This window comes from Paraburkholderia sp. EG287B (genome assembly GCF_040965595.1).
In the GTDB taxonomy this organism is placed as follows: Bacteria; Pseudomonadota; Gammaproteobacteria; order Burkholderiales; family Burkholderiaceae; genus Paraburkholderia.
On sequence record NZ_JBFRCG010000003.1, the window covers coordinates 371429 to 386412 of the forward strand.

The following is a 14984-nucleotide window of genomic DNA, read 5'->3' on the forward strand; positions in this document are numbered from 1 at the left end:
GCGGCACGGTATTCGCGTCAATACGTGTTCAACGAAAGCGGAATCGGAACATGAATGTAACCACCGTCCACGTCGCCGTAAGCAAATGTGCGCCCCTCGACCAGGTATCTCGCGGTCAGCGCACACAGCGCGGCGTCGAAGTCGTCGATCGATTTCAAGCCAGAGGCGTCGATCATAGCGCTTTCCAGGACTTCAGGCCGCTGCCGGCGCTTCTCCTTCGCAGACGTCCCCGCTTTGCCGCGGAGGGCACAGGTCACGGCATGGGGAAACGTTTCGAAGCTGACACGCCCGCCCTGGAAATCGCGAGATGACAGCAGCGGATAGGCGGAAGAAAAGGCCTGGTAAATGGCTTCTCCGTTGAACATCCACCGGTAGAAGCCACCCGGGTTCTCGTCGGCCCGCTTTCGGGTTGGCGTGGCAAAGGAAAAGATGCGTTGATGCGCAAGCTCGCGTTCCGCACGCCGCCCTTCGCCTTCGACACCCCATTGGCAAGGCGCGTCGATCCCGACGGCCTGGACGTCATACTCTAGGCACGCTTGCAGCATCTCCTGTGGGGTTTTCGTGTCGGCAGGCCGGAAAGCACGGCTGCCCTCCAGAATGACCAGATGGCAGCCCTTCTTGTCACCGCCCACGTCGATGCCAGCAACCGTCCGTGTGTTCACGCGGTCCCCGCCACGAGTAACAAGCGCTGAACCGGGCTGGAAGCAGGCTTCCGGAGCCCGGCGCGTGCCACTCAGGCCGCAGCGGCCGTGCTCACAGCTTCAGTGGCCGCCGCAGGCGCAGCAGCTTCGACGGGCGCCGGTGCTTTCACCACGAGCTTCGGCGCACGGCCTTTTCGGACGACCGGTGATTTCGCCGCTGCGCCGTTCTTCGGCGCAGCTTTCCGTGCCGGCGATGCCGCCGCCTTCACAGACACCTTCTTGACAGCGGCCTTTTTCGTTGCAGCGTTCTTTTTTGCAGCGGCTTTCTTCGCTGCCGGCGCCTTGGCCGTCTTCGCTGCAGGCTCAGCCTTTTCGATCAAAAACTTCGACCGGTCCTTCGCGCCGGCGAGCCATGCCGGTGCGATGCCACGACCGGACCACGTCGCGCCGGTTTTCGGGTCGCGATATTTCGGCGGCTGCGGTCCGCGCACATAGTTACCTGCCTTAGGCGCTTTCACAGCAGCGGCCGATTTCGGCGCCGCGCCTGCAATCAGAAACTTGCTGCGGTCCTTTGCATTTGCAATCCACGCGGGAGCACGACCGTGGCCGGTCCAGGTCGCGCCGGTTTTGGGATCGCGATATTTCGCTGCCGACGAGCCCTGCTTCGCGGCGACCGTCTTTCCCGGCTTGCGGCCGCGCCGTTTGCCGACAAATGCCTCAATGTCGGCGACCGTCACTGCATGCTTGTCCATCAGGCCGCGAATCTTCTCGAGTACCGCCGACGATTTCGTTGTGGCCAGCGATTCTGCTTGAGCCTGCAGCTTTGCGATTCTTGCCTGAATCGATTGGAGCGTAGCCATTCGTGGAATTCCTTTGATAAGTTAGTTTTTTCCACTATGCCACATCGGACGACGAATACAACATTTGGTGTCGAATTAGTTTGCGCTAGGCAGTGAGAAACATTACTTTCTATTTCAAGATCGATAAGTTGTCTGACTGTCGGCGTGGAAGTGCCATCGCGTTTTTCGCCCCTTCACTTCAATTCAGCGTGCTCTTACTCGTTATGCGAAGGCGGGCGGGTACACGAATTGACCATAGGAATATCAATAGGCTCTCGCGATACCTCATACTCGCGACAAACCATCGGAGATTGGTCGGCGACCTGTTGCGTGCAACGGGCGACGCAAATCCCGTTGGCACGAGACAACTACGTCTTCTATCTGCTATTTGCTGAAGGAAGTTAGCGGCGCGGCCGCGTTCGGCAGGATACTGTCTAAACATACAGTGCCTTGTGTGGCCGATGAGCATGATGAAGGCCGCACCGCTCGCGCCCGGTGCGATTGTCCTGCCTTCAAAGTGCGCGCAGAATAGACGAGTGCTGCGAATGCCGCGTCAGGGCGACGCCTGTCCAATTCTGCTGCCGCAAGACTCGCGCACGATAAGCGGAACCGCCATCATCGAATGCAACTCGTCGGGTCGTTCGCCAGCCATAAGGCGTATCAGCAGGCTAGATGCCTCGCATGCCTGCTCATAAGGCGACGTCCGCATTGTCGTCAGTGGCGGCGTCGCAAAAGCGGCCAGTGGAATATCGTCATATCCGACGACGGCAACGTCATCAGGTATGCGTAAGCCAGCCTTGCGCAATGCGGCCATCGCACCGAATGCGACGGTGTCGTTGCCTGCAAACAGTGCGGTGAAGGATGGACCGCGCTCGAGCATTGCGTTCATGGCGTCGTAACCGCTTTGTGCGTTGAAGTTCGCGAATCCGACACACTCGCCTTCCAGGCCGAGACCGAACTCCCGCATGGCGTCGCGATATCCGTAGAGGCGCTCCGTGACCCCGTGGTACTCATCGGACGCAAACCCGAGGTAGGCGACTCGCTTGTGCCCAAGCGCGAGAAGATGCCGCGTTGCGACGCGCGAGGCTTCGCGCATGTCGACGTCGATGCTATAGATGTTCGCGTGTTCGGCAAGCTTCGATCCGAAGACCACAAGCGGAAAGCCTTCGGACGCGAGACGCGCGAGATGGACATCATCGGAGCGCGGCGTATTGATGGCAATGAGTCCGTCGATACGGCGGCTGTCGACCAGCTCGATGAAGCTGCCACCCGAACGTCCCGTCTCGATGATCGGCTCGAATATCACCTTGTATCCGTGCGCGTGACAGGTGTCGTTCACGCCCGCAAGCATGCGTGGAATGAACGCATCGACCCTCAGGTGTTCGCTATGCGGCGTCACGAGCGCCACAGTGCGGGTTGCGCCGCTCACCAGCGAACGCGCAGCCGCGTTTGGCACATAGCCCAACTGACGGGCAGCGTTCAGCACGCGTTCGCGCGTCTCCTCGCTGATTCCCATGTGCGGGACATCGTTGAGAACAAATGAGACAGTTGTGCGCGAGACGCCCGCTAGCTTTGCGACCTGGCTGCTTGTGACTCTCGTTGTGGTGATTTTCGGGCTCATTTTTATATGCACAACCGGGGCGGCGCACGGCGCACGCACGAATGCGTTGCGCTGAACTTGCGCATCAGTTCCCGACTCCGCCATGCACGCGCCTCGACAGACTCAGAGGAAGCCAGTCGCGATGCGCGTCGAGCAAATCGTCGACCAGCGCGACGATCTGGTCGACATCCAGTTCCGCCGCCGTATGCGGATCCAGCATCGCGGCATGATAAACGTGATCGCGGCGTCCCGTGAGCGCTGCCTCGACCGTCAATTCCTGCACGCCAATATTCGTGCGCATCAATGCAGCAAGCTGGGGCGGCAAGGCCCCGATATGGGTCGGTTGCACGCCATTCGCATCGACGAGACAGGGGACCTCGACGCAGCATCCCTGCGGCAAGTTATCGATGAGCGCGGTATTGGGCACATTGCCATAGATCACGTTGCGCGTGCCGGACGCTATCGAGTGGATAATCGTCGCCCCGAATTCCTGCGAGCGCGTCATCGTGCGCAGACCTTCGAGACGCGCCACCGCATCATCATGACGCTTGTCCATGACCTTGAACCGCTGCGCGAGTAACGTGGCTCGCAAGCCCTCCGGGTCCTGCGACCCCGGCTCACGAAGTTCTCGTTCCAGGCACTCCCTCGAAGCTTCATAGACCTCGCAGCGGCCGGGATATTCGTCCACTGGAATATTGAACCTCTCGAGCAGGTCATCGCGTCCGCGCTTGATGAACCACGGCACATATTCGCTGAAATGTTCGCTCGACTCCGTCGGAAAATAGCCGAGCCGATGAAGCATCTCGTATCGGACGCGATTTGAGTCGGGGACACGCCCTTCCGCTCGCACCCGATGCAGCGCAGGATAGAGATCTTCGCCGCGCCGCCCAAAGGTCAGGAAGAACGCCATGTGATTGATGCCGGCGCACGTGTAGCGGACCTCATCGAACGGCACGTCGATGTCCTTCGCGAGCTCCGCCGCGGTGGCCTGCACGCTATGACATAGCCCGATCGTGCGGATCGACGACGCGCGGTTCATCGCCCAACACACGATCGCCATGGGATTCACGTAGTTCAGATGCAAGGCATGGGGACAGACGCGCTCCATCTCTGCGAGCAATTCGAGCATTACCGGAATGGTGCGCAGCCCTCGCATGATCCCGCCGATGCCGATCGTGTCACCGATCGTTTGCTCGAGTCCGTAGCGCTTCGGAATCTCGAAGTCGATCACGGTGGCTGGCTTATAGCCGCCTACCTGAATCAGATTCAGCACGTAGTCGGCGCCATCGAGCGCGCGTGCGCGATCGGTCGTCGCCACAATCTGGGGACTCGCCTGCAATTGTCCCGCCACCCTGCTCGCAACGAGCGCTGAGAGTTCCAACCGGCGCTCATCGATATCGTGCAGGGCAATGCTCGCGTCCGCGAGTTCCGGATAGCTGAAAATGTCGCCGAGCAGATTGCGCGCGAATACCGTGCTACCCGCTCCGATCAAGGCGATCTTGACTGGCTGTCTCGATGGCATGCACGTCTACTCCGTTGTGTGCGCCTGGGTGAGCGCGCGTGACTCAATCGCCCTGGTGTCGCGCGACCGCGTTAACCTTCTCATTGGCCTCTTTGAGCGCTGTGGCGGCGTCGGCGCGGCCCAAAAAAATGGATTCGATGGTCGCATCCATGATCGCGTCGATCTGCGCGGCACCCGTTGCGACGGGAGGCTGGTAGGTCGTTGCCTGCCTCATATCGAGGAAGGCCTGGGTGTCGATATTGCGTTTCGCGTGAACGTCGACCGTGATCCGGTCGAGGCCCTGTATTGCCGGAAACACGACGCCAGTCTGTGCAACGATCTTCTGGCAAGTCGCGGAACCCAGGAACCTGACCCACTTCCACGACTCTTCCCGATGCGCACTGCCGCTCCAGATCGAGTCCGCCAGCCCGTTGAACATGGTCGCGCGCGCGGCCGGACCTTTGGGTAGCACCGCGTATCCGACCTCGAACTTCGCGTTCTGCGCGTACCAGTTGACCATCCACGAGCCGTCGCTCACCATTGCCACCTTCCCCGCGGCAAGCATGGCCGAACTTCCCAGCTTGCTGGCTTCGTCGAAAGGTGCCGAATAGCCCTTTTTCATCAGGCCTACGATCCAATCTAGCGTGCGCGCCAGACGCGGATCGTCGTAATAGTAGTGAGTGGTCCAGGGGCCATCGTTATATTTGAAGCCTTCGGACACCGCGAACGCGCTCCATTCGGTCTGCCCCATCATGCCGCCCGCCCGTCCGATCTGATACCCGCGCACCTTGACGTGCTGCGCGTCGAACTGCTTCGAATCTCCGCGATTGCCGTTGGCGTCGATCGTCAGCCGCGCGATTGCCTTCCCGAATGTACCGCCGTCCCGGTCATTCCATGTCCAGCCCGAGATCGCTGCCGGGTCGATGCCCGCATCCTTGAACATCTGCTTGTTGTAGACCAGCGCTACGGTATCCCAGTCCTTCGGCAAGCCGTATTGATGTCCGTTCCTCGACCAGTTCAACAGCAATGCGGGATAGAAACCGCCAGTCGCGACCTTGTCGCGCTGGATGTACGGAGCCAGATCGACGAGTTGCCCATTGGTGACCATCTCTGGATATTTCATCAAGTGATTGGCGAATACATCGGGCGCCGTGCCTGACACGAACTGCGTCGTGAGCACCGTCCAATAGTCGGACCATCCGACTTGCGAGATCCTGATATGGATTCCGGGGTTCTCTTTCTCGAACTGCGTGGCGCACGCCTGATAGGCAGGTCGCTGATTCGCATCCCAGAGCGCGTACCTGATTTCGACGGTGCCAGCCGCATGCGCGACGATCGCCGTGGCCATCGCGGTAAACACCGCAACGACCTGCGGGATCGGATATCGCCTGCTGCGGAACGAAGGAATCTTCATATGCGCGTCCGGACTCGAAGCCACTCATTCTTTGCCGCCGGCCTGTCGACCACATAGCGCCCGAAAGCAATCAACAAGGCAAGCATCGGAAGAGCGGCCAGACATGCGGCAGCCATCAGGCCGGTCCAGTCGGGAGCGCCCTGGGGCGCTTGCGACTTGAACGCCTGCAAGGCAACGGTCAGTACCTGCATGTCGTCGGCGTTCGCCACGATGAACGGCCAAAGGAATTCATTCCAGGCGTTGACGGCCGATAGAATCGCGACGGTCGCAATCGGCGCCCAACTGACCGGAAGCACGATGCGCCAGAATATCATCCACTGCGATGCCCCATCGAGCAGCGCTGCCTCCTCCAAGTCGCGAGGAATCGACAAGAATGCCTGGCGGAGAAAGAAGATCGCGAACGCCCATACAAGAAAAAACGGCGCCACCATGCCTGCATAGGTGTTGAGCCAACCTAGTTCCTTGATCAGAATGAAGTTTGGAATGAACAGAACGATATTCGGCAGCATCAAGGAGACGAGGAACAGTGCAAACAACGGCTCGCGCGCCCGGAAACGCAAGCGCGCGAAAGCATAGCCGGCCATGGCGCTGAACACGACCTGACCGATGACGATCAGCCCCGTAAAGATCGCCGAATTCAGCAACGCTCTCAGGAAATCGATGTTGCCGCCCGATCCCCCATCGGCAAGCGCGACGTCGTCGTTCACCCATCCAAGGGCGCGACGAAAGTTCTCCAGCGTGAATGCCGGCGACAACCATTTTCCCGTTGACGTATACACATCAGTGGGCGGTGTCAGCGCGGTGCGCAGGACCATCAGGAGCGGAACCACCGTCACTGCGATCATCGCCGCGAGCACACACCAGGCAAGCACTCGCCCCATGCTGATATGCCGTACGTGTGTTGGCTCAGCGACCGCGTGATCGAGCGCGCCGAGATCGGAACTCAAGAGAGCAAGCTCAGACTCGCTTGCACGAAAAAGCCGCATCTGCACCACGGTGTACACGGCCATGATGGACAGCAATGCGATCGACATGGCGCACGCATAGCCCATCCTGTGGAACCTGAACGCGTTTTCGTAGATGTAGTAGACGATCACGCGCGTCGAGCTGGCCGGCCCGCCATGGGTCGCCACGGCGACCGTGTCGAAGATCTGGAACGCACCGGTCATGCTCGTAACGATCACGAACAACATCACGGGCCGCAGCAGCGGAACCGTAATTCTGCGAAACAGCTGCCATTCGCCGGCGCCATCCAGTATTGCTGCCTCGTAAAGGCAGCGGGGAATGCGCTGCATGCCGGCCAGAAACAGCAACGCGACCATGCCTGTATATCGCCACGTATTGACGGCCGCGACTGTGGCGAGCGCCTCGACCGGTGAGCCGAAGAATGACCGGTTTGCAAGGCCGATTGCCCCGAGCAACGCATTGATCCAACCGAGCATTGGGTCGAGAAGCCATACCCAAATCAGCGCGACGAGCACATTGGAGAGAAGAAATGGCAACAGCACGATCGCGCGGATTGCAATCGCTCCACATAGACGGTCCATCAGCACGGCGAGCAGCAGTCCGAACGCGGTCTGCAGCGGAATATTCAGGATCACATAGTATGCGGACAGAATCAGTGCGTGCCAGAATTCGCCATCGGTGAGCATTGCGCGATAGTTATCCAGTCCGACGCCGCGTGGTGCAGACATGAGGTTCCAGTCGGTTGCGCTGACACCTATGGCCCTCACCGTTGGCACCAGATAAAACACGACGAGACCGATCAGCGAAGGCAGGATCATCATCCACGCCGTGAGCGCTTCCCCGTTGCGCTGCCGCGTGGATGGACGCACGGTTGCTATCAGCGACCGACCGCTTGTTGCCGGAGCCGTTGCCATGGCATTCCTGAAGATCGCAGGGCTAACGCGCGTTAGCCCTGGATGCAAAAAAAGACGCCTTCGTGCGTCCGTGCATAAACGTGGCCTTCCTGACGAGGCCTGCATTCAGGCTAGCCAATTCGCGAGGAACATTCAAGTACGGCGAGCGGTAGAGGTCAACGGCACGAGGAGGCGAAGTTTGGGCCGGTCCGGTTTGGGGCGCGTCATTTGCAAACCTCGCGAAGTCGGCTCGCGACGCGAGGAAGGAAATACCGCAGGTCCGCGTGAAGATCTATTGCCGATTGCTCGTCGCTCGCGATTTCAAGGCTGAATCGCTCAAAATCTTCTGATTTTCACTCATAGTGACTTCACGGTTGAAAATTGACTAACTCGTGTTAGATTGGTATTGAGTGTTACGCACTTGTAGCGCGCCATCAGCGGAATTCGCACCGGTATTCCGGTAGCACCTCGCATGTTCATATGAATACGTCGCTCGAGGATGGGCGGTTTAGCATCTGAGGAAACCATGACGACGCTTGCCTTTCAGGCACCCGGATTGCCAACCCGGTTCGACGGCTTCCGCGTCGAATTCAGTCCGAAGAACTCAAGTGCCGAAATCGTTCTCGACCGGTCGCCCTTCAACCGGATGTCCCTCAAGCAATGCGAGCAGATACGTCACGTATTCGAGACTCTGGACGCTGACGCGGCCGTCCGCGTGATCGTGCTGCGCGGCGCGGGCGAACACTTCTCCAGCGGGAACTTCAAGCACGAATGTATTGACGTATCGACAGACCAAGAGTCGCGGCTCGCGTGGGCGCTAAGCTCACCATCGCGTTGCAACAAGCCGGTCATTGCCGCTAACAGGGGCTACTGCTTCGGCGCGGCGTTCGAGTTGTCTCTTGCGTGCGACCTTCGGCTCGCCACGGAAACGACACTTTACGGACTTCCCGAGCAAACCACGGGCCGGGTCGTCGGCTTCGAAAGCGCGGCGTGCCTGCGTGGCTTGATCGGCACCGGGCGTACAAAGGACATCGTCATGCGCTCCCGACTGATATGTGGGGTGCAGGCCTATGACTGGGGCATTGCCACTGAATTCGCGATGGACAGCGAACTCGAAGACGCAACGAATGCATTGGTTGGAGAGCTGCTCGAGCTGCCGTCCGATCGGCAGCGCGCAGCGAAGAAACTATTGAACAGCGTCGAGGCCGCACAGTTCTCGCCCGGATTTGCGCTCGAGCAGCACGGTTAGCGGTGCATCAACCGTCTTGCCTTCGGCCCCGACGTCACGCCAATCAAACCTCATCGTCAGGCAGCTGGCAAACCTGGTGGTAAAAGGTCTGGATATCGGCGAAATAAAATGGCCGGAACGCCCCGTAGACGTTTTTCCAGTCCGGCATGTAGCTCAAGAGATGTTCCCGAAATGTTGTCGCGACGTCCGGACTGAGATCCTTGCGGACGATCAGAACCGCGGGTACGCAAGTATCATATTGGCCGATGACCTTCGTCGTCTGCACGTTCGCGGGTGTCATCTTCCATACGTCTTCCAGAATCATCGTTGCGCGAACGGACTTCGCGACAACCGCATCGACCCGGTCCTGCCATCCCGCAACCTGCTTGAGTTCGAAGAAGGTTTCAAGCTTCTTTCCTTTCTCGTTCAACATGATGGCAGGCGGAAAGAAACTGGAAGAACAGGACCGGTTCAGGTATCCGTACGTCGATCCTTCAAGGTCGTCGAGCGTATTTGCCTGATCGTCGTGACGCACCACAAGCAGCGTGCGTTGAGCCGGTTGACCGGAGAACTTCGATGTTGCGATGACGAGTCCGCGATAGTGCGGATTACCCTTTCGCATCATCACGCAGAAACCCGCCCCTGGAACATAGGCCATATTCGGGCTGCCCGCCTCGAGCAGCCGGTTCATCTCCGGAATGTCCGTCGTCACCTCGGCATTCATGCCTGCCTCTGACAACAGACTTGTCCAGGGTTCCGCGGCAACGGGAAAATCCAGATTCCTGTTCAGAAGAAACGTCAGATTCTGCTTTGCCATGGCTACCCCCTTTCCTGTGCGAAGACATGAGGCCGAAGTCATTCTATGTGGATCGGCAAAGTAGCGATGACGAAAACAATATGCTTTTTGTCGAACTGCACGTTTCCCAGCTATCTGGAAACGTAGGCATTGAAAGCGCTTATCAAGTTACGGGTTGCCTGCCCGAGGTCGTCTTCGGCAACGCCGGCCGGTTGAGCCGCCGGCAACGGCCAGGTGGCCCGGGAAGCCAGCGCGTGCAGCAGCTGAACGGTCATCGCGTCGTAGCCGTCAGCTCTTTGGCGATCAAGCGCGCCGGGGTCCCCTTCCCGCAGGACCTCGAGCACCGCGGCAGCACCGCAAACCGAACGCAAGGCCACGATGACGTCCCGCAGGCGCTCGAGCCACGCGGCTCGCCAACGTCCCTCCAGCAGCATGCGCTCTCGTGCCGCTTCCAGGCGAGTGCTCGCGAGTCCGGCATCTCGTTGCAGGTCATCCAGCGTGCTTGCCGCGCCAGCGTCCAGCCGCAGCGCGGCCGACGCGAAGCGCATGTTGGCAGAAATCGCCGCGGAAACGGCTGCGGTAAGCGTGTCGCTGCTCCGCTCGGGCCACAGGAGGAAGCTGGCTGCCACGCCCACGACGGCGCCAATGATTTCATTGAAAAAGCGTGCAGCAATCAAACCGCCAGTCGGGTGAATGAAGTTGGAAACCAGCATGAACATGGGGCAAAGAAAGACCACGAACAAGCCGTAGCTCACCAGCCTCGAGGCAATGGCCGCAGCGGCAAGCGGCAGAATGGCGACGAGGACGGCGCCCGGACCCGGCAACGTCGCCAGAAGTGCCGCGGCAATCAGTCCGCCAAGGAGGCTGCCGATCGCTCTCTCCAGAACGCGCAGCCAGGTGTTGGAGGAAATCGGTTGTGTCACGATGATGGCCGCGAGCGCGCCCCAATAGGCGAGCGCGACGTTCAGCCAGGTGCCGATGACAAAAGCGACCACGGTTGCCATCGCAACTCTCAGGGCGTGGCGCCAAACCAGCGAGTCCACGATCTGGCGGGTACGCGCTTCGGCGACCGGAGACGCCTTGCTGCCGGCGACTGAGGCGAAGCCGCCCTCGGCGAGGCGGACAATGGCACTCGCCGCAAACGTCACGGAACGTGCTGCCATCTCGTCCTGACCGGCAACCTGGCGCACGAGCGCGTTCGACTGCATGACCAGCGCATCGGGCAGCGGACGATCCAGCAGGGCATGGGCGCTCAACCCCTGAAGCACCTCCTGCAGTCCTTGCAGCAGCTGCCGCGATTTCGCGCTGAGGGCCGCCTCGGAAATGCGCCGGGAATGACCGAGGGCAATCAACGCAGAAAAGATTCTGGCCGCCGTATCGATATACGCCCCGAGGCGCGATCCACTGCTGGTGTCGAGCGCCGCCAATGCCCTTCCCCGTTCGATCGACATACGTACGCCCCGGCGGTGCACGGTATCGAACTCCTCCCACCCGGCGACATTCATACCTGGGAGCGGATCCAGCGCGAGCAAAAAGCCGGCCATGAGCTCCAGTCTTCCGAAGATCGTCGACAGCATCAGATTGGCGGACTGCCGGAACGGAATCGGCCAGAGGAAGACGCAAAACAGCATGGTCCAGACGGAACCAAGCAGGAAATATCCGGCCAGCTCGAGCGCGCCGGGCAAAGGTCTGGCCAACGCAACCCCAATCACGACGGCGAGCGAGGCAACGAGACCTGCCTGCGTGGGCATCGGCCCGAGAGCCGGTTTGTAGGATCGCGCCAGTCCGCACAGAAAGACCAGGACGAACAACGTGACGAGGCTCGCGATATAGCCCCAGCTCGCCGTGTAGGCAGCGAGCGGCATGACGATGCCCCCCAGGATCGTGAAGGTGCCCATCGCTTTGAGGCGTGCGGCTTTCTCGCCTTGGGGATCGCACAGGCAATTCCAGAAAGCCGCAACGGCACCCAGCGCGACTTCGGGTCGTGCCAGCAGCATTGCCGCGGCCAGCATCGGCGCCATCGCCAGGGCGGCACGTACGCCCTCCGCAATCGCCACGCGCTCGGGCGTGACGGCAAAGACATGGCCTTCCGCCCTGGAAGTCCGGCGACTGACGATCGACACCAGCCTGGCAAGGTTGTCCATGACGCCTTCGCTTTATGCAGACGTGGAACTGGATGGCACGACCCCTTCGAAGCGATGACTTTGCGCGCGCCATCGGGAAACGGCAGCCCGGCGCGCTCGCGCGCTTTCGAAGCGCGCCTAGCGTAGCACGGATAGCCGCGCCATTCGTGCGCGCGTGCGGCTGCCAGGTGGCGTGTGGGCCCTGCAGACCTTAACCGCGATCGGCAATCTATTGATGCGCAACGTACGGCTTGACCATTTTCCGCGGATCGACGATCTGGTCGAATTGCGCTTCGGTCACATAGCCGAGTTTCAAGGCGGCCTGCTTGAGCGTGAGATCGTTGTCGTACGCATAGTGCGCGATCTTCGACGACTTGTCATAGCCGATCACCGGCGAAAGCGCCGTCACGAGCATCAGCGAGCGGTCGACATCTTGCTGGATTTTCGCCAGGTTCGGCTTCGTCCCTTCCACGAGGAACTTGCGGAAGTTCGTGCATGAGTCACTCACGATGGCGATGGAATGCATGATGTCGAAGATGATCAGCGGCTTGTAGACGTTCATCTCCAGATAGCCGCTTGCGCCCCCGATCCCCGTTGCCACATCGTCGCCGATCACTTGCGTTGCGACCATCGCGAGCGCCTCGGCCTGCGTAGGGTTGACCTTGCCCGGCATGATCGACGAGCCCGGCTCGTTCTCCGGAATGATCAGTTCTGCGAATCCGGCGCGCGGCCCGCACGACATCAGCCGAATGTCGTTGGCGATCTTGTAGAGGGAGCACGCGAGCGTGCGCATCGTGCCCGACAGATGGATGAGCGCATCGTGCGCGCCTTGCACGGTGAACTTGTTCGGGGCCGTGACGAACGGAAGATTCGTCAGGCGGGCAATCTCGGCAGCGGCGGCACCCGCGAATTCGGGCGTGGAATTCAGGCCTGTGCCAACCGCCGTGCCGCCGAGCGCAAGGCGATAGACGCCCTTTAGGGCATCGTCGAGCCGCTCCAGGTTGTCGGTGAGCATACCCTCGTAGCCGGACCACTCCTGACCCAGCGTGATCGGAGTCGCGTCCTGCATATGCGTGCGCCCGATCTTGACGATGTCCTTCCAGGCGACCGCTTTTACTCCAATCGCGTCGCGCAGTGCGGTAACGGTCGGCGCGAGCCGCTCCTTGACGTTGATTGCCGCCGCCATGTACATGGCGCTCGGAAACGAATCGTTCGACGACTGCGACATGTTCACATGATCGTTCGGATGCACGGGTGTCTTGCTGCCGAGCGGCGTGCCGGCGAGTTGACAGCACCGATTCGAGATCACCTCGTTGACGTTCATGTTGAACTGCGTACCGCTGCCGGTCATCCATACGTGCAGCGGAAACATGTCGTGATGCTGGCCGGCGAGTATCTCGTCGCAGACCTTGACGATGAGATCGCGCTGAGTCGCACCCAGCCGTTGTTCCTTGAAATTGACGTTGGCCGCCGCCTTTTTCAGGATCGCGTAGGTGATGATCATTTCACGCGGAATCAGATCGTCGCCGATGCTGAAATGCTGAAGCGAGCGTTGGGTTTGTGCGCCCCACAGTTTGTCTGCCGGTACATTGACGACGCCAAGGCTATCGCTTTCCTCACGAAAGCCCGCGGCGGGCTCCGCTTGCTCCGCGCCCTCGGCCGATGCCCACGCGGAACTGCCACCCACGGCAAGCGATGCGAGGAGCGTCGTTTGCATCATTTGTCTGCGGTTCATTTGCTTGCCTCTTATGGGTGCTACCCACCCTGTCGAGGAAAGTATGGGGCCGTTTCGCGCGTCGATCTTCCTGAAACGCACTGGAATTCAAGGTCGATCGCTTTGCGGGAGTCAATTCTGGTATGCGAATGCGGCAAGGGCCACTGCGAATCCGATCACCATCCGGATTCGCGGCGGCCCCCTGTCAACCATGATGCGTTAATTGCTGTCGAAGTCGGCCGAGAAGCTCAAATCGCGTTGGCTTTCGATATCCTTCGTGAGCTTCTGCAGGTAATCGACGACCGTATTGAAGCCCCATGCGCCCAGCACCAGATGACGCGGCGCTTCTGTGTTGCGCGCGATGGAAATCATCGCTTCGCCGGCCGCCACCGGGTCGCCCGGTTGCGTGCCGCTCGTCTGCTTCGTGCCGGTGTGGCGCTTGCCGGCCGTTTCCGCGTAATCGTCGATCCGGGTCAGCGTCTGGCGCAGCGAGCGGCCCGCCCAGTCGGTGCGGAACGGACCGGGCTCCACGCACGTCACGCCAATGCCAAGCGGCTCCAGTTCCGCGCGCAGCGAATCCGACCAGCCCTCCACCGCGTGCTTGGAGGCAGCGTAGTAGCCCGACCCCGGAAAGCCGATCAGGCCGGCCACCGAGCTGATGTTGATGATGTTGCCGCTGCGTTGAGCGCGCATGAGCGGCAGCACCGCGCGGGTCATCGCAAAGAGGCCGAATACGTTGGCGTCGAATTGTGCACGAATCTCGGCTTCCACGCCTTCCTCAGCCGTGCTCTGATAGCCGTAGCCGGCATTGTTCACGAGCACGTCGATACGGCCAAATTTCTCGCGCGCTGCCGCGACAGCCGCTTCGATCTCGGCCGGCTTCGTGACATCGAGCGCAAGCGCCACGGCGCGGTCCTCCGTGCCGCTCACGATGTCGGCCACGCTCGCGACGTCGCGAGCCGTGACAACGGCACGCCAGCCTCGCTTGACGATCAGCGTGGCGAGCGCGCGTCCAAGGCCAGTCGAACAACCTGTGATAAACCAGACGGGGGTGTTTGATGATGACATGGTAGATCCCTAAAAAAGACGTGCTGATGCTTCGTGATAACGCAGGACTTTCGGGGCGTGCAAGCCGCCAGCTCCTCGCGCCGGATGCTGTTTCACTCCGGCATGGCGTCGCAGTGTAGGAGTTCGCTTGCTGATCAAAAAGCTGCACAATCCGAATGCGCTATGCGATGAATTCGCATAATGCGCGGCTCGAGGTGCAAT

The 14984-nt window shown here is 60.5% G+C and carries 11 protein-coding genes; 1 reads left to right on the forward strand and 10 read right to left on the reverse strand.

The window, feature by feature from the left end; translation table 11 throughout:
* Nucleotides 1–17: 17 nt before the first annotated feature.
* The 6 genes from AB4Y40_RS06975 to AB4Y40_RS07000 form a co-directional block, all read right to left on the reverse strand.
* Nucleotides 18–662 (reverse strand): DUF429 domain-containing protein, encoded by a 645-nt coding sequence (locus tag AB4Y40_RS06975; protein ID WP_368687010.1) that lies wholly within the window; start codon nucleotides 660–662, stop codon nucleotides 18–20.
* 71 nt (nucleotides 663–733) lie between these two features.
* On the reverse strand, nucleotides 734–1501 hold the full coding sequence (locus AB4Y40_RS06980) for an H-NS family nucleoid-associated regulatory protein (RefSeq protein ID WP_368687011.1): 768 nt from the start codon (nucleotides 1499–1501) through the stop codon (nucleotides 734–736).
* A 532-nt stretch (nucleotides 1502–2033) separates the two neighbouring features.
* Entirely contained in the window at nucleotides 2034–3101 is a 1068-nt protein-coding gene (locus AB4Y40_RS06985; RefSeq protein ID WP_368687012.1) for a LacI family DNA-binding transcriptional regulator, read from the reverse strand.
* Between the two features lie 64 nt (nucleotides 3102–3165).
* Nucleotides 3166–4602, reverse strand: coding sequence for an alpha-glucosidase/alpha-galactosidase (locus AB4Y40_RS06990; protein ID WP_368687013.1), 1437 nt, complete (start codon nucleotides 4600–4602; stop codon nucleotides 3166–3168).
* 43 nt (nucleotides 4603–4645) lie between these two features.
* A complete protein-coding gene (locus AB4Y40_RS06995) occupies nucleotides 4646–5929 on the reverse strand; it encodes a sugar ABC transporter substrate-binding protein (RefSeq protein ID WP_368687014.1) in 1284 nt (427 codons plus the stop codon).
* A 62-nt stretch (nucleotides 5930–5991) separates the two neighbouring features.
* Nucleotides 5992–7875: an ABC transporter permease subunit gene (locus AB4Y40_RS07000; protein WP_368687015.1), complete on the reverse strand. Its 1884-nt coding sequence runs from the start codon at nucleotides 7873–7875 to the stop codon at nucleotides 5992–5994.
* 505 nt (nucleotides 7876–8380) lie between these two features.
* On the opposite strand from AB4Y40_RS07000, the gene AB4Y40_RS07005 reads away from it, so the two are divergent.
* Nucleotides 8381–9103, forward strand: a complete 723-nt coding sequence (locus tag AB4Y40_RS07005; RefSeq protein WP_368687016.1) for an enoyl-CoA hydratase/isomerase family protein — start codon at nucleotides 8381–8383, stop codon at nucleotides 9101–9103.
* 43 nt (nucleotides 9104–9146) lie between these two features.
* Here the strand turns inward: AB4Y40_RS07005 and AB4Y40_RS07010 are convergent, their stop codons facing one another.
* The 4 genes from AB4Y40_RS07010 to AB4Y40_RS07025 form a co-directional block, all read right to left on the reverse strand.
* A complete protein-coding gene (locus tag AB4Y40_RS07010; protein ID WP_368687017.1) occupies nucleotides 9147–9899 on the reverse strand; it encodes a phosphate/phosphite/phosphonate ABC transporter substrate-binding protein in 753 nt (250 codons plus the stop codon).
* A 110-nt stretch (nucleotides 9900–10009) separates the two neighbouring features.
* Nucleotides 10010–12022, reverse strand: a complete 2013-nt coding sequence (locus AB4Y40_RS07015) for an FUSC family protein (protein WP_368687018.1) — start codon at nucleotides 12020–12022, stop codon at nucleotides 10010–10012.
* A gap of 208 nt (nucleotides 12023–12230) precedes the next feature.
* Nucleotides 12231–13736 carry a class II fumarate hydratase gene (locus tag AB4Y40_RS07020; RefSeq protein ID WP_368687019.1) on the reverse strand — a complete coding sequence of 502 codons (1506 nt, stop codon included), beginning with the start codon at nucleotides 13734–13736 and terminating at the stop codon, nucleotides 12231–12233.
* Nucleotides 13737–13934: 198 nt separating this feature from the next.
* Nucleotides 13935–14783 (reverse strand): oxidoreductase, encoded by an 849-nt coding sequence (locus tag AB4Y40_RS07025; protein ID WP_368687020.1) that lies wholly within the window; start codon nucleotides 14781–14783, stop codon nucleotides 13935–13937.
* Nucleotides 14784–14984: the final 201 nt, after the last annotated feature.